Source organism: Streptomyces lacrimifluminis, assembly GCF_014646095.1.
GTDB lineage: Bacteria > Actinomycetota > Actinomycetes > Streptomycetales > Streptomycetaceae > Streptomyces > Streptomyces lacrimifluminis.
The window spans coordinates 39,070-60,598 of record NZ_BMMU01000019.1; the positions used below are offsets into that span (position 1 = coordinate 39,070).

12 protein-coding genes are annotated in these 21,529 nt (G+C 70.2%); 4 read left to right on the forward strand and 8 right to left on the reverse strand.

Translation table 11 applies throughout. The features are described 5' to 3' along the window. Window positions 1-13: 13 nt before the first annotated feature. The gene (locus IEY89_RS25620; RefSeq protein WP_189149854.1) at window positions 14-1,960 is read right to left on the reverse strand and encodes an acyl-CoA dehydrogenase family protein; all 1,947 of its coding nucleotides are present in this window, start codon (window positions 1,958-1,960) and stop codon (window positions 14-16) included. Window positions 1,961-2,336: 376 nt separating this feature from the next. On the opposite strand from IEY89_RS25620, the gene IEY89_RS25625 reads away from it, so the two are divergent. From IEY89_RS25625 to IEY89_RS25635, 3 genes are all read left to right on the forward strand, one after another. Further along, the gene (locus tag IEY89_RS25625) at window positions 2,337-3,356 is read left to right on the forward strand and encodes a LacI family DNA-binding transcriptional regulator (RefSeq protein WP_189149855.1); all 1,020 of its coding nucleotides are present in this window, start codon (window positions 2,337-2,339) and stop codon (window positions 3,354-3,356) included. A 229-nt stretch (window positions 3,357-3,585) separates the two neighbouring features. Continuing rightward, a complete protein-coding gene (locus tag IEY89_RS25630) occupies window positions 3,586-5,637 on the forward strand; it encodes a glycoside hydrolase family 31 protein (RefSeq protein WP_189149856.1) in 2,052 nt (683 codons plus the stop codon). A gap of 250 nt (window positions 5,638-5,887) precedes the next feature. After that, complete coding sequence (locus IEY89_RS25635) at window positions 5,888-7,075, forward strand: sulfotransferase family protein (RefSeq protein ID WP_189149857.1); 1,188 nt, start codon at window positions 5,888-5,890, stop codon at window positions 7,073-7,075. 40 nt (window positions 7,076-7,115) lie between these two features. Here the strand turns inward: IEY89_RS25635 and IEY89_RS25640 are convergent, their stop codons facing one another. From IEY89_RS25640 to IEY89_RS25670, 7 genes are all read right to left on the reverse strand, one after another. Further along, window positions 7,116-7,835, reverse strand: coding sequence for a glycoside hydrolase family 12 protein (locus tag IEY89_RS25640; protein ID WP_189149858.1), 720 nt, complete (start codon window positions 7,833-7,835; stop codon window positions 7,116-7,118). Between the two features lie 80 nt (window positions 7,836-7,915). Then, window positions 7,916-10,165 carry a glycosyl hydrolase family 95 catalytic domain-containing protein gene (locus IEY89_RS25645; RefSeq protein ID WP_189149859.1) on the reverse strand — a complete coding sequence of 750 codons (2,250 nt, stop codon included), beginning with the start codon at window positions 10,163-10,165 and terminating at the stop codon, window positions 7,916-7,918. Next, window positions 10,162-12,126: a beta-galactosidase gene (locus IEY89_RS25650; RefSeq protein WP_189149860.1), complete on the reverse strand. Its 1,965-nt coding sequence runs from the start codon at window positions 12,124-12,126 to the stop codon at window positions 10,162-10,164. The genes IEY89_RS25645 and IEY89_RS25650 overlap by 4 nt, the downstream gene beginning before the upstream one ends. Beyond that, the gene (locus tag IEY89_RS25655) at window positions 12,126-14,357 is read right to left on the reverse strand and encodes a sialidase family protein (RefSeq protein WP_189149861.1); all 2,232 of its coding nucleotides are present in this window, start codon (window positions 14,355-14,357) and stop codon (window positions 12,126-12,128) included. Before IEY89_RS25655 ends, IEY89_RS25650 begins: the two co-directional genes overlap by 1 nt. Before the next feature lie 170 nt (window positions 14,358-14,527). Beyond that, a complete protein-coding gene (locus tag IEY89_RS25660; protein ID WP_189149862.1) occupies window positions 14,528-15,478 on the reverse strand; it encodes a carbohydrate ABC transporter permease in 951 nt (316 codons plus the stop codon). Next, on the reverse strand, window positions 15,475-16,563 hold the full coding sequence (locus tag IEY89_RS25665) for an ABC transporter permease (protein WP_189149863.1): 1,089 nt from the start codon (window positions 16,561-16,563) through the stop codon (window positions 15,475-15,477). Before IEY89_RS25665 ends, IEY89_RS25660 begins: the two co-directional genes overlap by 4 nt. 4 nt (window positions 16,564-16,567) lie before the next feature. Further along, window positions 16,568-18,250 (reverse strand): substrate-binding domain-containing protein, encoded by a 1,683-nt coding sequence (locus IEY89_RS25670; RefSeq protein ID WP_189149864.1) that lies wholly within the window; start codon window positions 18,248-18,250, stop codon window positions 16,568-16,570. Window positions 18,251-18,626: 376 nt separating this feature from the next. On the opposite strand from IEY89_RS25670, the gene IEY89_RS25675 reads away from it, so the two are divergent. Further along, window positions 18,627-21,485 carry a glycoside hydrolase family 3 C-terminal domain-containing protein gene (locus IEY89_RS25675; RefSeq protein WP_189149865.1) on the forward strand — a complete coding sequence of 953 codons (2,859 nt, stop codon included), beginning with the start codon at window positions 18,627-18,629 and terminating at the stop codon, window positions 21,483-21,485. The last annotated feature ends 44 nt before the right edge of the window (window positions 21,486-21,529 follow it).

Below are 21,529 nucleotides of genomic sequence, written 5' to 3' on the forward strand. Positions count from 1 at the left end.
GGGGCCCGGGGCCTCAGCGGATGGGCCGATGGACGTTCTCCTGTTCCGTCGGGCCCGGGGTGGCGTCCGCGATCCAGGGGCCCTCTCCCGAGAGATCTACGACGCCCTCCTCCAGCCAGGTGTACGCGCCGGCGAGGACGCCCTTGACCACCGAGCGGTCGACGTCGTCGGTGTTGGTCCAGAGCCGGCCGAAGAGTTCCTCGACGCGGACGCGGGCCTGGCGGCAGAAGGCGTCGGCCAGTTGGTAGGCCTCGCGGCCGTTCTGGCCCTGGGTGCGCAGGAGTTCGGCGCGTACGCAGGCCGCGCTCATCGCGAACAGTTCGGCGCCGATGTCGACGATCCGGCCGAGGAAGCCCTGCTTGGTCTCCATCCGGCCCTGCCAGCGGGACATGGCGTAGAAGGTGGAGCGGGCCAGCTTGCGTGCGCTGCGCTCGACATAGCGCAGATGCGGCGAGAGATCGACGCCTTCTCTCTTGAACTCGGCGTACGAGCCCGGGAGTTGTCCGGCTCCGGTGACCAGTTTGGGCAGCCACTTGGCGTAGAAGACTCCCGCGTTCGCGCCCGCCTTCGCCTTGTCCGACAGGGACTTGTCGGCGTCGATGAGGTCACCCGCGACCGTCAGGTGGGCGTCGACGGCCTCTCGGGCGATCAGCAGGTGCATGATCTCCGTCGAGCCCTCGAAGATGCGGTTGATCCGCAAATCCCGCAGGACCTGCTCGGCGGGGACCGCCCGTTCGCCGCGCGCGGCGAGCGACTCGGCGGTCTCGAAGCCGCGTCCGCCGCGGATCTGGACGAGTTCGTCGGCCATCAGCCAGGCCATCTCGGAGCCGTACAGCTTGGCGAGGGCGGCCTCGATGCGGATGTCGTTGCGGTTCTCGTCGGCCATCTGGGAGGAGAGGTCGAGCACGGCCTCCAGGGCGAAGGTGGTGGCCGCGATGAAGCTGATCTTCGCGCCGACCGCCTCGTGCAGCGCGACGGGCTTGCCCCACTGCTCCCGTACGCCCGACCACTCCCGGGCGATCTTCAGACACCACTTCCCGGCACCCACGCACATCGCGGGCAGCGACAGGCGGCCGGTGTTGAGGGTCGTCAGGGCGATCTTGAGGCCCGCGCCCTCGGGGCCGATCCGGTTGGCGGCCGGGACACGCACCTGGTGGAGGCGGGTGACGCCGTTCTCCAGGCCGCGCAGGCCCATGAAGGCGTTGCGGTGTTCGACGGTGACGCCCTCGGAGGCGGTCTCGACGACGAACGCGGTGATGCCGCCCCGGTGGCCCTCGGACTTCGGCACACGGGCCATGACGACGAGGAGGTCGGCGACGACCCCGTTGGTCGTCCAGAGCTTCACGCCGTCCAGGATGTAGTCGTCGCCGTCCGGCACCGCGCTGGTGGCGAGCCGCGCCGGGTCGGAGCCGACGTCCGGCTCCGTCAGCAGGAACGCGGAGATGTCGGTGCGGGCGCAGCGCGGCAGGAACTCGTCCTTCTGCTCCTGGGTGCCGAAGAGCTTGAGCGGCTGCGGTACGCCGATCGACTGATGGGCGGAGAGCAGCGCGCCGAGCGCCGGGTTCGCGGAGCCGACCAGGGCGAGCGCCTTGTTGTAGTACACCTGGGTGAGGCCGAGGCCGCCGTACTTGGTGTCGATCTTCATACCGAGGGCGCCGAGCTCCTTGAGCCCGTTGACCACCTCGTCCGGGATCCGGGCCTCGCGTTCGATGCGGGCCGCGTCGATCTTCGTCTCGCAGAAGTCGCGCAGCCTGGCGAGGAACTCCTCGCCGCGCCGCGCGTCCTCGGCGGGCGGGAGCGGGTGCGGGTGGATGAGGTCGAGCCGGAAGCGGCCGAGGAACAGTTCCTTGGCGAAGCTGGGCTTGCGCCAGCCCTGTTCCCGGGCGGCCTCCGCCACCTGGCGGGCCTCCCGCTCGGTGACGGTGGGTTTGGCTGGGGGGCTGACTGGGCTTGCGGACATGAGGCACACCTCGCCGCGAATCGGGATCTTGAGGACCGTACGTTACTGATCGGTGCTACTCGATCGTTGGTACCCGATTACGGGCGACCCCACCAGTCCTCGCGCAGCCATCGGCCGGGACAGGCCTCCGACACCCCCGCACGCGCGACGGCGAGAGGGGATGTTTCGCCCAGTACTCCTCAGCGGCCACCACCAGGTGGGAAAGTTGCCATGGTGGCCGAGAGAGCCCCGAAAAACCTTGTCGAAGCGCTTCGACAACATATGGACACCCAACCCGGGTGGGGTTACTGTCGTTCCACCCTCACTCGCCTTTATACGTCGCCGCTATCCGTCACGCGCACTGTCGAAGCGCTTCACACAATACTTGGAGAGCTGGATGGTCACCCTCGCCGAGGTCGCCCAGCACGCCGGAGTCTCGGCGAGCACGGTGAGCTATGTCCTCAGCGGCAAGCGGTCCATCTCCATGGGCACCCGGCAGCGGGTCGAGCAGAGCATCCAACAGCTCGGCTACCACCCGAACGCGGGTGCCCGGGCGCTGGCGAGCAGCCGCTCCAACATCGTCGCCCTGATGGTCCCGCTGCGTACGGACATGTACGTGCCGGTGATGATGGAGATCGCCATCGCGGTGGCCACCAGCGCCCGCACCTACGGGTACGACGTGCTGCTGCTCACCGGCGAGGAGGGCCCCGACGCCGTGCGCCGGGTGACCGGCAGCGGGCTCGCCGACGCGATGATCCTGATGGACGTCGAACTCGACGACGAGCGGCTGCCGTTGCTGCGCGGGACGGACCAGCCGTCCGTGCTCATCGGGCTGCCGGCCGCCACCGAGGGCCTGACCTGCGTCGACCTCGACTTCGGGGCCACGGGCGCGCTGTGCGCCGAACACCTCGCGGAGCTCGGGCACCGGGACATCGCTGTCATCGGCGAGGCGCCCGCGGTCTACGAACGGCACACCGGTTTCGCCGAGCGCACCCTCGACGGACTCCGGTCCCGGTCAAGGGAGTTGGGGGTGCGGGTGCTGCACCGGCCGTGCGAGGGCGGGTTCGACGCGATGACGGTGACCCTGGCCCGGATCTTCGACGAACGGCCGGGCACCACGGGGTTCGTCGTGCAGAACGAGTCGGCGGTCGAACCGTTGCTCGCGCTGCTGCGCCAGCAGGGGCGGGCGGTGCCGGAGGACGTGTCGGTCATCGCCGTCTGCCCCGACCAGGTGGCCACCCAGGCCTCGGTGCGGCTGACGTCCGTCGCGATTCCCGCGCAGGAGATGGGGCGTCGCGCGGTGGAACTGCTGATCGCCAAGCTCGAAGGGCGCGGGAGCGACGAAGTCGCTCTCATCTCACCCGAGTTGACGGTGCGGGCCAGTACGGGGCCGGCCCCGGCCCCAGCCGCTTCCTGATCCCCGCTCACCGATCCCCCGCACCGCGCCCGCATCAGCCGGCCTCGTCCGGAGCCGACCCACCACAACCGCAGACCCCACCCGAAGACCTCACTCGACGACACACCCAACGCCCGGACATCCCACGGCCGTTGGGGTGCCCCCGCCTGTCCCGAACCGGCCCGACAGAGCCGCGCCGGGGTCCCCCACAGCCGCCCCTTCCCCCACTCCTTCCTTCAGGAGCCGCCACGTGAACCAGCCCGCCGAATCCCTGCCCCCGTCAGGCGCGGTCAGCCTCGCGCAGTCCTCCCCCACCGTCGGTACGTTCCGTGAGCGGGCCGGTGCGCTGGAGTGGAGCGGCCGTCAGGAGACCGTACGGATAGAGCCCTGGGGGCCGGACGCGGTCCGGGTCCGGACACGGCTCGGCGGGCCGGTCCTGGAAGGTTTGCCGGGGGCCCTTCTGGACGAGCCGGAGTCGACGCCGTACACCGTCAAGATCGAGGACGGGCAGGGGCGGTTGACCGTCGGCGCGCTGACCGTAGAGGTGAGCGCAGAGGGGCTGATCCGCTTCCTGCGCAGCGACGACGCGGCCGAGCTGCTCGCCGAGGAGCGGGCGCACTTCTGGTGGCCGGGCTCGCGTCTCTACACGGCTGTCGGCAACGGCTACCACCGGCTGGAGCAGCGGTTCGCCGCCTACGAGGACGAGAAGCTGTACGGTCTCGGCCAGCACCAGCACGGCCGGTTCGACCAGAAGGGGGTCGTGCTGGATCTGGTGCAGCGCAACGCCGAGGTGTCCGTGCCGGTGCTCACCTCCAGCCGCGGTTACACCCTGCTGTGGAACAGCCCGGCGATCGGGCGGGTCGAGCTGGCGGGCAACGGGACGCGCTGGGTGGCGGATTCGGCCCGGCAGATCGACTACTGGATCACGGCCGGGCAGCCGGCCGGCGCCCAGCGGCGCTACAGCGCGGTGACGGGACGTACGCCCATGCTGCCGGAGTGGGCGGCGGGCTTCTGGCAGTGCAAGCTGCGCTACCGCACCCAGGACGAACTCCTCGACGTGGCACGGGAGTACAAGCGGCGCGGGCTGCCGCTGCGGGCCATCGTGTGCGACTTCTTCCACTGGACGCATCTGGGCGACTGGAAATTCGACCCGGCCGAGTGGCCCGACCCGGCCGCCATGGTCGCGGAGTTGGCGGAGATGGGCGTCAAACTCGTCGTCTCCGTCTGGCCCTCGGTGTCGCCGCTCTCCGAGAACCACCAGCTCATGGAGCAGCGCGGCTACTTCATCGGCACGCAGTACGGGCCCATGGCGCATGCCGACTGGCCGGACAAGGGTGTCGCGTCCACCGTCCAGGTCGCGTTCTACGACGCCACGAACCCGGAGGCCCGCGAGTTCGTGTGGTCGAAGATTCGGGACAACTACCTTGCTCCGTACGGCATCACGGCCTTCTGGCTGGACGCCTGCGAGCCGGAGCTGAAGCCGGGCTTCCCGGAGAACCTGCGGTACTGGGCGGGTCCCGGCCTGGAGGTCGGCAACCTGTACCCGGTCGAGAACGCCCGCACGTTCCACGAGGGCCTGATCGCGTCCGGTGAGGACGAGGTGATCAGCCTCAACCGCTCGGCGTGGGCGGGGAGTCAGCGCTACGGCGCCGCCCTGTGGTCCGGTGACATCGGTGTCGACTTCCCGACCCTGCGCCGCCAGATAGCGGCCGGTCTCAACACCGCCCTCTCCGGCATCCCCTGGTGGAACACCGACATCGGCGGCTTCCACGGCGGCGACCCGGACGACCCGGCGTACCAGGAGGTGATGGTCCGCTGGTTCCAGTTCGGCGCGCTGTCCCCGCTGATGCGCCTGCACGGCTTCCGCGACCCGGGGATGCCGCTGGGCCCCGACATGACCGGCGGCCCCAACGAGGTGTGGTCGTACGGCGAGAAGGCCGGCGCGATCCTGGAGCGGTACGTCCACCTCCGCGAGCGCCTGAAGCCGTATGTGCTGCGGGTCATGCGGGAGGCGCACGAGGAGGGGCTGCCGGTGATGCGCCCGCTGTTCCTGGAGTTCCCGGACGACGCGGCGACCTGGTCGGTGGACGACGCGTATCTCTTCGGCCCCGACCTGCTGGTCGCCCCGGTCCTGACGGCGGGCGCGACGACCCGTACGGCGTACCTTCCGGCGGGGGCGACCTGGACGGACGCGTGGACCGGTGAGATGTACGAGGGCGGGTCGGCCGTGACGGTCGACGCGCCTCTGGACCGCATCCCGCTGTTCCTGCGGGACGGGGCGAGTCTTCCCATCGCCGAGTAGCGGCTGCCGCCGGCTCACGGGGGGGGCGGTTCGGGGGCTCTGTTCGGGGGCTCTGTTCGGGGCGGCTCGGTTCAGGGGCGGGTGCGGGTTCGTCGTGGCTTGTCGCGCCGTTCCCCGCGCCCCTGGCGGGGCAGGCACCCGGACGTCGAGCAGCGGGGTCGGCGGGGGCGGTGCGTGGGTCAACTTCCGCTGTTTGCACACTGGTTCGGTGAACGTTTCCTTCTGCCCCGATGGAAAGGAACCCCGTCTCGTGTCTGCCGCTCCCCTGCCTCTGACGCTGGCCAACCTGTTACTGCGGCCCGGGTTGGGCTCCCGGCGCGACCCGGTCCGGGTGTTCGACCGGATCGCCGGCCAGGCGGGGCGGGCGGACGGTGACGAGTGGTTCGTCGAGAGCTTCCGGCCGCTGCTCGCCGAGTGGGCGGCCGACGAGGAACTGTCGCCGGTCGGCTGGCAGTCCGCGCGGGCCCATGTCCGCAGACATCTCACCAACCGGGCCCGGATCGGCCGGCTGATCGCCGCGAACCCCGCCATCGCTCAAGAGCCCATCGAGAAGCCGGTGTTCGTGGTGGGTCTCCCACGCACCGCCACCACACTCACCCACAGCGTCCTGTCCCTCTCCGACGAGCACCGCTGCCCCCGGCTGTGGGAGTTGCTCGCCCCCGGCCTCGAACCGTCGCCCCGAGAACGGCAGAAGGCGGTCGCGTCCGCGCGCCGGACGCTCAACGGCACCTACCTGCTCACCCCGCGCTTCCGCGAGATCCACCCGATGACCGCCGAGGGCCCCGAGGAGTGCACTTTTCTCCTGCCGCACGCCCTGGTGCCGCTGTCCCAGGCCCGTCTGCCCGAGTACCACGCCCAGCAGTTCGCGCGGGACGCCATCCCCGACTACCGCCACCTCAAGGAGTGCTTCCAGGTGCTCCAGTACGGTCGGCCGCGACGCCGCTGGATCCTCAAGTCCCCCATGCACACCGGGAATCTCGACGCCCTGCTCTCCGTGTTCCCCGACGCCACGCTCGTGTGGACCCACCGCGACCCGGCGACCGCCGTCGCCTCGTTCTGCAGCCTGGTCGAGTGCGGTATGGCCATCTCCCGGCGCACGGTCGATCTGCACGCCCTCGGCGCCACCTGGCTCGACCTGCTGAGCCGCTCCGTGCGGCGCGGACTCGCGGCCCGGGCCGACATCCCCCCGGAGGCGGTGGTGGACGTGCCGTACTCCTGGCTCGGCTCCGACCCGGCCGTCGGCGCCCCGAAGCTGTACGCGGCCGTCGGCGCCCGCTGGACCGAGGCCGACGCCGCCCGGCTCCCCACGGTCTCCACCCACCTCAGAGGCAGCCGCCCCCACCGCTACGACCTGGCCCGCTACGGACTGACCCGCACCGACGTCGAGACGGCCTTCGCCGACTACAACGCCCTGCGGGCCGAGGTCGACCGCGCCTGAACGGCGCGGCCGGCCCCGGCCCGCTACCTGGCAGCCCGCGTCAGCTGCTGCTGACCGTCAGGTTGTTGGTGGTGAAGTTCAGGCCGCCGGAGGACGAGGTGACCTCGTAGCCGAACTGCACGTCACCGATGGTCTCGTTGCCGAACCAGCCCTTGGTGTCCTTGATCCACTTGAGGATCGGGAGGATGTTGACGGTGCCGGACGACGAGTTCGACGTGCGGATGAACGAGAAGACCTCGTTCGCGCCGTTGTTGCCCTTGTAGACGGTCCATGTGTGGCCGCCCAGTGTCGCGTTGCCCTGCGAGGTGCCGAGCGGCCCGACGGGTCCGGTCTTGTTGACCCAGAGCATGATCTCGTAGTCGTACTCGGTGTCCCAGATGTCGTACGACGTGTTGTACGCGCCGGACGACGGGACCGAGACGTTGTAGCTGCTGGAGAGCGAACCGAGCGAGGTGATCGTCTTGTTGATCACCTTCTTGGAGTTGGGGTACGACTTGATGCCGCCGGTGTTCGGGTGGTTGGCCCAGGCGCCCCAGTTGGTGCCGGAGTTGGCCCAGATGCACTGGCTGCCGGCGCCGGAGCCCCAGATGTTGTTGTAGAGGGTGTAGCCGTTCAGTGAGGTGTTGCCCCACTGGTCGCAGGAGTTCCAGACGGCCGCCGAGGCGGGGGCGGAGGCCAGCCCGACGGTGACGCCGAGCGCGAGAGCGGGGGCCAGCAGGACCTTGGTGATCCGGCTCAGCGTGCGGGTGCGTGTTGCCATGGGGGTTCCTTCCATGGGTGGGGGGAAATGCGGGTGTGGGGGTTGTGTACTGCTTTCTGTCGCGCTGTTCCTCGGTGCGGTTACCGCGGCCCCAGGTCGAGGACGCGGTCTTCTCCGGCGACGAGATCGAGCGTGCGTGCGCCGGAGGAAGTTCTGAGGTCGATCCGGTGGCTGCGGGTGGGGCGTACGACGGCGTGGCCCCGCCCCGGTCCCCAGTCGAGGTCCACCTCCGCGCCGAACCGCGTCCGTACGCCCCGGAGTCGCCCGGTGGGGCAGGCCGTCGGCAGCGCGGGCAGGAGGACCAGCCGGTCGGGGGTCGACTGGATGAGCGCCTCGATGAGCACGGCGGGCAGGGTGTGGGCGGCGTCCGCGTTGTAGACGTCCCGTCCCGGGTAGTGGGCGCTCATCAGGGAGGCGTGGAAGAAGTCGCCGTCGAGCACCTGGCCGAGGGCGTGGGTCACCCGTTCGCCGTCGCGGAGGCGGGCGGCGATCAGCGCGTGGTGCAGGTGCCCGTGGGCCGAGTCGTTCTCGGCGCCCCGGAGTTGGAGGGCGCGGTACGCGGCGGCGGCGAGGTCGGGGGTGTCGTACGGGTTGATCTCGTCGAGGGGCCAGACACCGTAGAGATGGCTGAGGTGCCGGTGGTCGTAGGTGTCCTCCAGGTCGGGCCAGGCCCATTCGGCGAGCGCGCCGTCGGCGTTGATCCGGTGCGGTGGGAGCCGGTCGGCCAACGCCCGCCAGCGGTCGGCCCGTTCGGGGTCGTCGGGGTGGTGGTCGGCGGCGGCGAGCAGGGCGTGCCGGGCCGCCGAGAGGTCCATGGCCGCGTTGACCGCTCCCCAGCTCGCGTTGGCGGGACGGTTCTCGGGCGAGTAGGAGGGGACGACGACGAGGCGGCCGTGGGGGTCGGTACGGGTGAGGAAGTCCTCGTAGAACAGGGCGACTTCGGCGAGCAGGGCGGCCGTGCGCGGGTCGCGGACGCCCTCGGTGTCGTCGTGGTCGACGAGCGGCTTGAGCAGCCAGTCGGCGCCGGCGGTCCACAGGTGGAGCGGGTACTCGCGGCTGAAGTGGTACGTCAGCCCGGACTCTCCGTCGGTGTGTGCGGGCGCGGCAACGCCTCGGGCGCCGAAGACCGCGCGGGCGTTCTGCCGCCAGTCGTCGACCTGACGGTGGATCAGCGAGGCGTGGGCCCGGATGACTTCGGGGAGCGCTCCGGCCGCGGCCGACGCGGTCTGGAGGTTGAGGTTGGCGTCGGTGGTGAACGCGCCGGACCATGCGGTGTTCCAGTCGCCGGTCCACAGACCGAGCAGGCGGGGCGGGCACATTCCACTGGCGGAGAGCAGGTGATAGCGCCCGGCGGCGAAGAGCCGTTCCAGGAGGGCCGGGCTCTTGGCGCGGGTGAGCAACGCGGCGCCGGGCAGGCAGCGTTCGGTCTCGTCGGCGGCGAGGTCGAGTGTGACGCGCTGGTAGGCGGTGCGGTGGAGGGGGATGTGGCGGGCGAGGAGACGGTTGTACGTCCGATCCCCCGGCCCCGGCTCGCCGTCCACGTCCGGCAGCAGTTCCCGCAGGGCGCGGGCGTGGTCCGCCGGGTCGAGTTCGCCGAGGTGCCGGACGACGCGGGTCAGCAGCAGCACGGACTCCGCGCCCTCGACCCGGACTCCGGGCGGGGTGAGGGTCGTGTCCCCGCCCGTGGGCACCACGAGGGTCACCCCGGTGTACGCGCGGTCGCTGTCCGGGTAGCGGGCGCGGAGGGTGAGCAGGGCACCCTCGGGGGTGCGCACCACGCTGTGGCCGACGCCCAACTCCGGTGGGGCGCCCGGGAGCCGGTGGTCCAGGTCGATGTCGAGGGTGAGGCCGGGGCCGCCTACGGCAGCGCCGGTGACGTACTGGACGATGACGTCGTCCGCGCGGGACACGAAGACCCGGCTGCGCCAGCCCTCGCACCCGGCGTCGGTGACCCCGGTGGTGAAGTCGACGGACCGCCGGTACTCACGCCCCTCCCCCGCGGGCGCCCCTCCGCACAGCCGCACCTGGAACGCCGGGTGGAAGGGCTGCACCCACTGCAGTTCCCGCCCGTCGGTGAAGCTCTCGGCGGCGGTGGTCTCCCCGGCCAGCAACCGGTCCTGGATGGAGCCGAGTCGGTCCGCCAGCTGCGGCGGCCGTGCGTGTTCGCCGCCGTTCGGGCGGACGAGGGTGTGGTGCGTGACGATGACACGGTCGTTCTCCGGGTCGCCGAACACGAGGGCGCCATGGCGGCCGTTGCCGCTCAGATAGCCGTCCTCCCAGCGGGCGGCGGGGCGTGGCTCCCAGGTTCCGTGGACGGGCCCGTCGGTCATGGCTTCAGCACCGCCACTCCGTACCGGCCCAGCGAGACCTCGTCCATGACGACGGCGCCGGTCAGCAGGTCCCGGTGGACGCCGGGCACCTGGACGGTCACCGGATCGGGCCCGTGGTTGAGCACGAAGAGCAGCTCGCCTCGCCTGACCGCCTCGACCCCGGCGGGCAGCGCGTCCAGCACCGGTCGGACGCCCGCGTCGGCACCGATCCGCGTGAGAAGGTCGCGCAGTGCGTCCGGCTCGGGGAGCGTGGAGACGTACCAGGCGCGGCCCTTGCGCAGCACCGCCGGCAGGCCGTCGAGTTCGCCGCCCTTGTACGGGGTGACCTCGTCGGCGCCGTCGGCCTCCAGCTCCTCGGACCACAAGTGCCCCTGGAATCCGTCCACTTCGACGGTCTCTCCCGCGTCGAGCGGCCACCACTCGTGCAGGGTGCCCAGCCCGCACAGCTCGCGCAGCCGGGCGTCCATGCCGCCGGGCCGTACCCGGTCGTCCTCGTCGGCGACTCCGGTCAGGAACCCGCAGACGAGGGTACCGCCACCGCGTACGTAGGCCAGGAGGTTGTCGATCGCCGCGTCCGTGAGCAGATACAACTGCGGTACGACGACGAGCCGGTAGGCCGACAGGTCGTGCTCGGGGTGGGCGAAGTCCGTCGCGAGGTGCGCTTCCCACAGCGCCCGGTGCCAGGCCCCTACGACCTGCGGGTAGTCCGCCTCCGAGGAGAGCCGACCTTCCTGGGCGGCGCCCCACCAGGCATGCCAGTCGTGCAGCACGGCGATGTCGTTGGCGGTGTGACTGCTCGTCACTTCACCGCTGATGGCGGCGAGTTCGGCGCCGAGCTGTTTGACCTCCTGGAAGGTGCGGCCCTGTTCGCCGGCGTGGCTGACCATGCCGGAGTGGAACTTCTCGGCGCCCTGCCGGGACTGGCGCCACTGGAAGTAGCAGACGGCGTCGGCCCCGCGCGCCACCGCCTGGAGCGACCAGAGGCGGTTGAGGCCTCGCGGCTTGGGGTGGTTGACGCCGCGCCAGTTGACCGGGCCGGCCGCCTGTTCCATCAGCATCCACGGGCCGCGTGCCTGCGAACGCGTCATGTCCTGGACGAGTGCGCCCTGTTGGCCGCCGAACGGATCGCGCGGATCGGAGTAGATGTCGACCGATACGACGTCCTCCTCCTGGGCCCAGCGCCAGGCGTCCTGTCCCGCCCACATCGGCATGAAGTTGGTGGTGACCGGGAGATGCGGGGTGTGGCGGCGGACGATGTCGCGTTCCGCGAGGTAGCACTCCAGGAGCGCGTCGGAGGTGAAGCGTTTGAAGTCGAGTACCTGGGTGGGGTTGCGCATGTAGTGCGGGAGGCGCGGCGGCAGGATCTCGTACCAGTCGCCGTACCCCTGGCTCCAGAACGCCGTTCCCCAGGCGGTGTTGAGAGCGTCCAGCGTCCCGTACCTGTCCTGGAGCCAGCGCCGGAAGGCGGCGGCCGACTCGTCGCCCCAGTCGTAGGTGCAGTACTCGTTGTTGATGTGCCACATGGTGAGGGCGGGGTGGCCGCCGTAGCGGGCAGCCAGGTCCTCGGTGATGGCGGCGGCGTAGCGGCGGTAGACGGCGCTGGAGTGCGAGAAGTGCTGGCGCCCGCCCCACCATTCGATCCGGCCGTCCTCGGCGATGGGCAGGGTCTCCGGGTGCAGCCGGCCCATCCAGGGCGGCGGCGAGGCGGTGGGCGTGGCGAGGACGACGCCGATGCCGCTGTCCTGCATCAGGTCCATCAGCTGGTCCAGCCAGCCGAACTCCCGCGCCCCGGGGCGGGGTTCGAGCTTCGCCCAGGAGAAGACGCCGAGCGTGACGGAGTTGACGCCGGCGTCCCTCATCAGCCGGACGTCCTCGGGCCAGGTCTCCTCGGGCCACTGCTCCGGGTTGTAGTCGCCGCCGAAGAGGATGCGCCCCCGGGTGGCGTCACCGAGCCCCGGCATCAGACGGGGTCCCCGTACTGGATGCCCCGACCGTTGGTGGCGAGGTAGACGCGGCCGTGGATCCGCGGGTCGCCGGTGATCGCCTCACCGGTCCATCCCCACTGATGGGCGTCGTCGTTGATCCGCGTCCAGGTCTTCGCCTCGTCGTCGGAGCGGTAGACGGCGGTGATGGTGTCGGTGGCACCGACCAGGTAGATCGCCGGATAGGTGGCGCCCCTGGCCGCCTTGCCGAATCCGAGTGTGTGCGACGCCCAGCAGCTGGCGACCTTGACGAAGGTGGCTCCCCCGTCGGTCGACCGGTGGAGCCCGTTCACCTTGCAGCTCAGCCACAGGTCGCCGGAGCGTCCGGGTGCCGCGACCAGCTCGAACTGACTGTCACCGGAGGGCAGTCCGCCCGCCCGGGCGGTGAACGTGAGGCCGCTGTCGGTGCTGGCGTACAGCGTTCCCGTGTCGGTGTCGTAGGCGTAGAAGCGCTTCGGGTCGGCCGGGTCGGCGACGGGCGTGGCGCCCTTCGGGACGGAGGCGACCTCGGACCAGGTCGTGCCGTTGTCCGTGGAGCGCTGGGCCGGGTACTTCGAGCCGTCCCAGTGCACGAAGGTCCACAGCAGCACGCTGCCGTCGGCGTTGGTGGCGATCGGCCCCGGTGCGTCCTTGGCGATGGCGGGCTGGGTGGCGAAGGGTGCCCAGCCGCACCCGCCGTCGTTCGAGAAGGCACCGTTGCCGTTGTCGCCCCAGCCTGTCCGGACGACGTACGACGGCTTGGCGGCGGCCTGGGCGATTCCGGTCGCCGTTCCGAACACGGGGTTCGACGCCATGCCGCGCGACGGGGACGCCGTGAGCCGCTCGTGGTACATCACACCGATGTCCCCGAGTGCGCTGAGCAGGTGCGCCTCCCCGACCGGGGGCGAGATCAGCTGGCGCACGGACGTCTCCTCCAGGCCGCGGATCTGCGGGGCCCAGTGCTTGAGGTCGCGGGTGCCGTAGAGGGTCGCGCCGGTCCCGAAGACGATGTGCCGGGAGTCGAAGGGGTCGAGGGCGAGCGCCTGGATCCACCAGCCGAACTTGGGCTTGTCGTTGCCCCAGTTGAGGAAGGGGGTCTCGGACACGTCCATGACGGCTCTGTCCTTGAGGGACGTCCAGGTACGGCCGCCGTTCGTGGAGCGGAACACCGTGTCGATGTCGGCCCAGCGGTTGTTGGTGGAGACGACGAGGGTGCCGGCCCGGCAGGCGTCGACGGCGACTCCGCCGTAGGCGAAGGTGTCGGCGGAGCCGTCGGCGGTGGTCCCGCCCGGCAGAGCCGGGGTCACGTCCGTCCAACTACCGGTCGTGGTGCGCAACTTGTGCACACTGCCGTCGGACTGGCCGTTGGGCCCGGGCGCGTTGCCGTACGTCACGTACAGGTCGCGGGTGTGCTTGTCGTAGGCGGCGCGGATCGGGACCTTGGCGGAGGTGGCACCGACGGGCTGGCCGGGTACGGCTTCCCAGGTCGTGCCGTCGGAGGTGCGGTAGAGGTTGGCCGTACCGGCGGTTCCCCCGCCGTCGCCGTCGCCCCACCCCGCGTAGACGGTACGGCCGGCCGCGACCAGGAAGACGACGCCCTGGCCGCTCGCGCTCGGGGTGGCGGGGAAGGTGCTCACGGGGGCCCAGGTCGCGCCCCGGTCGGTGGACCTGAGGAGTCCGTCGTGCCGGGTGCCCAGCCACAGGGTGTCGCTGTCCCGGGGGTCGACCAGCAGCCGCTCACCGGCGCCGCGCCCGTCCTCGTTGGCCCCGAGCTTCACCGTCAGGTCGGTTCGGGCCCAGGTCGCCCCCCGGTCCTCGGACCGCAGGACCGCGCCGTTTCCGGCCCACGACTGGGCGTAGGTCCCGAGGGAGAGGTACACCCGGTCGGGGTGCGCGGGATCGACGGCGATCGCCTCGACCCCGAGGAGGTTCCAGTCGTCCCACCCGAGGTGGTCGGTGAGCGCGGTCCAGCGGGCGGCGCGCTCGTCCCACCGGTAGGCGCCGCCGATGTCGGTACGGGCGTAGGCGAGCCCCCGTACGGAGGGATGGAACAGCACACCGGTGACGAACCCGGTGCCGCCGATGACGGCGGTGCGCCAGCGATAGGCGCGCACCGGCGCGGCAGCGGGAGCCGCCTGGGCCGCCGTACCGGACAGGGGCACGGCGGAGACCGCGGCAACGGCGGCGGTCGCGGCAAGAACGGCACGTCTACTCGGACGGGACGCAGGCATGACTTACCTCGATCTGAAGAAAGGGGGAGGGAAACGCGCGCCCCATAGGGGCGCGGGGCTGTGACATGTGCGGCTCCTCCGCGTGGGGCGCGGTCAACCACAACGCACCCACAGCCACCACCGGACCGCAGGAGGCACCCCAAGCCGTGACCAAAGAAGAAAACCGACCGTCAGCCCTTGACGGCCCCGGTCAACATGCCCTTCTTGAAGTGCTTCTGGACGAAGGGCGAGAGGAAGGCGACGGGCAGCAGAGCCAGCACCATGACCGCCATCTGTACGGCGAGTGCGGAGAGCTGACCCGTTTTGATGGCCTGGCCCATGCCGACCGGGGGCTCCTGCTTCTGGACGAGCTGGATCATGACGTTCTGCAGCGGCATCATGTCCTGGTCACTCAGGTAGAGCGACGCGTTGAACCAGGCGCTCCAGTAGCCGACGGCGTAGAAGAGCGTGATCACCGCGATGACGGCGCGGGAGAGCGGGATCACGATCTGCCAGAGGATCCGCCAGTCCCCCGCCCCGTCGATCCGCGCGCTGTCGGTGAGCTCCGGCGAGATGCTCATGAAGAACGCCCGCAGGACCAGGATGTTGAAGACACTGACCGCGCTCGGCAGGATCAGCGCCAGGTACGAGTCCGTGAGCCCCAGGGACTGCACGAGCAGATAGGTGGGGATGAGGCCGGCGCCGAAGAACATCGTCGCCAGCAGGATCATCAGGAACCAGCGGTGCGCGACGGACCCGATGCGGGAGAGCCCGTACGCGGCGAGGATGGACACCGTCATCGAGAACACCGTGCCGACGAGCGTGATGCCCAGGCTGACGAGGGTGGCGCGGGTGACCTGGCCTCCGCTCAGCAGCTCCTGGTAGGCGATGAAGGTGATGCCCTTGGGGATCACCACCAGGCCGCCGGCCTCGCTGATGTCCTGCTTCGAGGACAGACTGGTGACGACGACGATCCACAGCGGGAACAGGACGGCGAAGCAGGCGATGGCCAGGACGATGCCTTTGCCGGCGAGTCCGGCCTTGTGGGGCTCCTCCTCCCAGACGGGCCTCGGCGGTGCGGCCCAGCGTCCGGGAGCCTTCGGGCCGGGGGCCTTCGGCCGTTCCTCGGTGACAGCGCTCACTTCTTGTACACCCCCTGCTCGCCCATGAGATGGGCGACCTTGTTCGCGGCGAGGACGAGGCCGAGACTGACCACGCCCTTGATCAGGCCCGCGGCTGCCGCGTAACTGAACTCCTGGTTGCGGACGCCGTTCCACCACACGAAGGTGTCGAGCACTTCCGCCGCGCCCGGCCCCACCGCGTCTCGCTGCAGCAGGATCTGTTCGAAGCCGACCGTGAGCGCGTCACCGACCCGCAGCACCAGAAGCAGGGCGATCACCGGGCGCAGTGCGGGCAGCGTGACGTGCCACATCCGGCGCCACCGGCCGGCCCCGTCCATCGCCGAGGCCTCGTACAGGTCGGGACTGACGGAGGCAAGCGCCGCGAGGAAGACGATGATGCCCCAGCCGGCGTCCTTCCAGACGCCTTCCGCCGTCACCAGGAACTTGAAGATCCCCGGGTCGGTCATGAGGTCGAAGCCCTCGTAGCCGTGCTGGCGCAGGGTCTGCGCGATGATGCCCGCGCCGCCGAAGATCTGCTGGAAGACGGTGATGACCAGCACCCAGGAGAAGAAGTGCGGCAGGTAGAGAATCGCCTGCGACACCGCCCGCACCCGAGGCCTGATCACGCTGTTGATGAGCAGCGCGAGCACGATCGGGATGGGGAAGAAGAGCAGCAGTTGGAGGGAGAACAGGACGAAGGTGTTCTGGACGGCGTCCCAGAACGCCGAGTCCTCGAAGATCCGCGAGAACTGCTCGAAGCCGACCCAGGGGCTGTGGAAGATCGCGACGAAGCCGTTGTCGCTGACGTACGGGTCGTACTCCTGGAAGGCGACGACGTTGCCCAGGATCGGTATGTAGTTGAAGACCAGGACGAGCAGGACGGCCGGCAGGGTCATCAGGATCAGCGTGCGGTCCCGCTTGAGGCGGGTCCTGAGCGTGCCGCCGTTCGCGGCCTTCTTCAGGGCCTTCTTCTCGGCCTTGGAGACACCGGAGGGCTTGGTGGGCTTGGCGGCCCTGCTCCCTCCGGCGGAGGGTTCGGCGGGGTCGTCCGTCGTCGACGACGGCGCGGTGCGCGCGGCGGCGCCCGGAGCGGTGCTGTGTGCCACGTCGTCACCCCTGCGCGGATCCGCTGTCGTCCAGCAGCTTCTTGTACCAGTCCCGCAGCTTGTCGCCGCCCTGGCTCTTCCACTCCGACACCGCCTGCTGCATGTCGCTGACCTTCTTGCGGCCGCGGACGACGCTGTCCTCCAGGTCCTCGAAGTCGTTGGAGAGGCTGGTGTATCGGGCCGGTTCGGTGATCTGGAGCCCGAAGAAGGAGGACTTCTTGGTGAAGGCCCCCATCCGCTGCTGCCACTCGACCTGTTCCTTCGCGATGTCCGGGAAGTCGGGGTGGGCGATGGTGGGGGCGGGGAGGGCGAGCATGACGTAGGCGTTCAGGACCTCCTGGTTGCCCTTGTCGTTCTTGGTCGGAACACCGTCCTTGACCGTGTAGTGCGTGCCCTCCACCCCGTAGTTGGTGAGCATGTACTCCTTGGTGCCGTACGGAGCTGCCGCGACGTTCGCAGCGGCCAGCACATCGTGGATCACTGCCTTGGACGCCTTCTTGTTGATGAAGGCGAAGATGCCCGCGGGCGACGCGGCCCACAGCTGGGGGTCGCCCCCGTCATGGCCGAAGATGTCCATGCCGGAGATGCGGAATTCCTTGTTCTGGGTGGCTTGTTCGGCCATCTTGCCCCACCAGTCCGAGATGTTCTGGTTGTACATCATGACCTGGCCGTCGGTGAAGCGCTGACCCGCGTTGCCCTGGTTCGCCGCCCTCGCGTCGGGGTGGACGACACCCGCCGAGTACAGCTTGCGGGTCCACTCCAGTGCTTCGAGATACGCCTCGGTCTCGACCCGGTAGATCAGCTCGCCGTCGACGAGGTTCCAGCCGAGCGGCTTCTCGCCCCCGGACAGCACACCGAAGCTGTTGAAGGCGGTCCACTTCATGTCGTCGCAGGCCCACACCTTCGCCTTGGCGTTGGTGATCTCCTTGGCGAGGGCCAGGAACTCGTCGGCGGAGGTGGGGACTTCGTACCCCTCCTTGTCGAAGAAGTCCTTGCGGTAGAAGGGCACGATGCCGGGAACGGTGGGAGAGGGCTGCGGAAGGCCGCGCAGCTTGCCGCCGAAGATGGAGTACTGCCAGGCGTCGGTCGGAATGGCCGCGAGGTTCGGGTAATCCTTGACCTTGTCGCCCGAGAGGTACGGGCCGAGGTCGGCCATCTTGCTGATGATGGCGCTGGGGATCTTGCCGCCCATGTTCCAGCTGGGGATCACCACTACATCCGGCATGTCGCTGGAGGCGAGGACCGCGCCCAGTTTCTCGTCGTAGGTGTTGCCGTCCTGGTTCTGCCAGACGATGTCGACGCCGATCGTCTCGTTCATCGCCGAGTAGTAGGGATTGTCGCCCTTCGGGGGCGAGCCCCAGAACGGTGACATGATCTTGATGGTGCTGCCCTTGCCGAGCTTCTGCGGCACCGAGGTCTTCAGGTCGGCGAGCGAGAGCTTGCTGGTGAAGCCGCTGGCCGAGCCGTTCTTCGACGCGATGTCCGGCGTCACCACGTTCTGCGCCACGAAGGCGGGAAGGATCTTCTTCGCGTCCTTGCCCGAGGTCGTGCCCTCCTTGGAGCCGCCGTCGGAGCCACCGCAGGCGGCCAGCAGCGGCATCCCGCCGGCCACCGCGGCGGTGACGACCGCGCTGGAGGCGAGGAAGCTTCTCCGACTGGGGGCGGAGGCGGAGGTGTTCGGCGTCATTGCGTCAACCCTTCGTGGCGCACAGCAGGACACCCGGCGGTGTGGCCGTCGGCTGCGGTGTCTTGAGTGGAACTGGCTGAGCTAAAGCGGACCTCGGAGGAATGCGACCCCAGAAGGTGGCATCTTCGATAGTCGAAGCGCTTCGATGTTGCTGCGAGGTTAAGTGAACACCTGAGGGTGCACAAGGGTCGGTTCCAAGATTCCTCCGAGGTGCGGAGCCCCATACAGCGGCCCGACCCGCCCCCGTGCGTGGCCTGACATCACGGGCGGGAAACGGAGTTGTTGCGCCTGGGTCTCTTGACACCCACCCCCACGTCGAATGAGCATCGAAGCGCTTCGAATGTGCCTCGACGCTCCATTGCAAAGGGATCCCCACGTGACCGCACAAACGCCGCCTTCGCCGCCATTCCGCGATCCGCGCCTGCCGATCGCGAAGCGCATCGACGATCTGCTGTCGCGCCTCACCCTCGACGAACGGGTGGCGTTCCTGCACCAGTTCGCGCCCGCCGTGGAGCGCCTCGGCGTCGCCGCCTTCCGCACCGGCCAGGAGGCGCTGCACGGGGTCGCCTGGATGGGTCCGGCGACCGTCTTCCCGCAGGCGGTCGGCCTCGGCGCGACCTGGAACGAGGAGCTGGTGCACCGCGTCGGCGAGGCGGTGTCCAAGGAGGTCCGGGCGATGCGCGCCCGTGACGACCGCGTCGGCCTCAACGTCTGGGCGCCCACGGTCAATCTGCTGCGCCACCCCCTGTGGGGCCGCAACGAGGAGGGCTACTCGGAGGACCCGAGGCTCACCTCGGCGATCGCCACCGCCTACACCCGCGGCCTGCGCGGCGACCACCCCGCGTACTGGCGCACCGCCCCGGTCCTCAAGCACTGGCTGGCCCACAACAACGAGACCGGAAGGGACGTCACGTCCTCCTCGGTCCGGCCGCGCGTCCTGCACGAATACGACCTGCGTGCCTTCCGCGAGACGGTCGAGGCGGGCGCGGTGGCCGGGGTGATGCCCGCGTACAACCTGGTCAACGGCCGCCCCAACCACGTCTCGCCGCATCTGGAAGCGCACCTGCGCACCTGGACGGACGAGGACCTGCTGGTCTGCTCGGACGCCGCCGCGCCCTCCAACCTGGTCGACTCGGAGCACTACTTCGACACCCACGAGGAGGCGACGGCCGCCGCGCTGATCGCCGGCGTGGACAGCTTCACCGACCACGGCACGGACAGCTCGAAGATCGTCGCCCGCGTTCAAGGCGCCCTGTCCCAGGGCCTGTTGACGGAGGAGGACATCGACCGCGCGGTCCGCCGCCAGCTCTCGGTCCGCTTCCGGCTGGGTGAGTTCGACCCGCAGGACGACCCGTACGCCGACACCTCGGACTTCGACACCCCGGCCCATCGTGCCCTCACCCAGGAGGCGGCGGAACAGGCGATCGTCCTGCTGAAGAACGACGACAGCACGCTCCCCCTGTCCCCGGGTACCCGGGTGGCGGTCGTCGGCCTGCTCGCCGACGAGTGCAAGGTCGACTGGTACAGCGGCACCCTCATCCACCGCTCGACACCGCTGGAGGCCCTGTACGAGCGCTTCGGCGCGGACCACGTCGAATTCGCGGAGGGCGTGGACCGCGTACGGCTGCGGACGTCCGAGGGTACGTTTCTGCATGTACCGCCCGCCGAGGACGCGCCCGATGTCGCCCGGGGCGCCGAGGGCGCGCTGGACCCGGCCCTCCTCGCGGGCCGCACCGACCTGCCCGCGCTCACCGCCGACGCCGACGACACCGAGTTCGCGCTGATCGACTGGGGCGAGGGCCTCCTCACGCTGCGGGCACCCGACGGCCGGTACCTCTCGGTCGCGGAGGACGGCTACGTACGGGCGTCGGCGGACCAGCCGGGCGGCTGGGTCGTACAGGAGACATTCCGCCTGGAACCGTGTGAATCGGATGATAACCGCCACCTCCTCAGGCACGTCGGTACGGGTCGTCACGTCTCCGTCGCCGCCGACGGCGTGAAGGTTGCCGACGAGAGGGAGACCCCTCCGGAGATCTTCGAGCTGATCATCGCCGAACGTGGTGAGGAATCGGTGAAGAGAGTGGCCGCCCGGGCGGACGTGGTCGTGGTGGTCGCGGGCAACGACCCGCACATCAACGGCCGCGAGACCGAGGACCGCACGACGCTGCACCTCCCCGCCCACCAGCGGCGCCTGCTGACCGCGGCCCGCGCGGCGAACCCCCGGACAGTCCTGGCCCTGGTCTCGGCGTACCCGTACGCGGTCGACGTCACGGATCTCCCGGCGGCCCTGTGGACCGCGCACGGCGGCCAGGCGGCGGGCACGGCGCTGGCCCGCGTACTGGCGGGCGACGTCTCCCCGGCGGGCCGCCTCCCGCAGACCTGGTACGCCGACGACGCCGACCTCCCGGACCTGCTGGACTACGACGTCATCGGCTCCCGGCAGACGTACCTCTACTTCGAGGGCACCCCCCTGTTCCCCTTCGGCCACGGCCTGTCGTACGCGTCGTTCGCGTACGCCGACCTGACGGCCGAGGCGCGGGGCGACCAGACGCTGCGGGTCTCCTTCACGGTGACCAACACCGGGGACGTCACGGCGGACGAGGTGGCGCAGCTGTACTCGAGGGCGCCGGACTCGCCGGTGACCCGCCCGCGCAGGGAACTGCTGGCCCACCGCCGGATCACCCTGCCCCCGGGTGCATCGGCTCCCCTCTCCTTCGAACTCCCGCTCAGTTGCCTGGAGTTCTGGGACGTGGCGATCGGCGGACGACGCCTCGCACCGGGCGCGTACGAGATCCTGGTGGGCGCGTCGAGCGAGGACATCCGGGTGAGTACGACGGTCCAGGTGACGGGCACCCCGCCGCTGCCCCGGCCGGTCCGGCAACTCGGCCTGTCCGCCGCCGACTTCGACGACCAGAGCGGCGCCGAGATCGTCGACCGTACGAAGGTGTCGGGCGACGCGGTGACACCGGCGGGCGGCGGAGAGGCCGAACTGCTCTACCGGGACTGCGATTTCGGGGCGGGCGTCACGGAGGTCACGGTCGAGGTCGCGGGCGAGGGCGTGGTGGAGGTCGTACTGGACGACGGCGACAAGGCGACCGTCCTGACACCGGCCCCGACCGCGGGCCCGTACGACTACACGACGGTCCGAGCCACCCTCACCACCGACGGCGTGCGCGACGTACGCCTGAGGCTGCGCGGCCCGTTGCGGCTGGCGCATGTCGGCTTCTCCGGCTGAGGGTCCGGAGCGGTCGGCACATGGAAGGGTCCGGCACCGGAAGG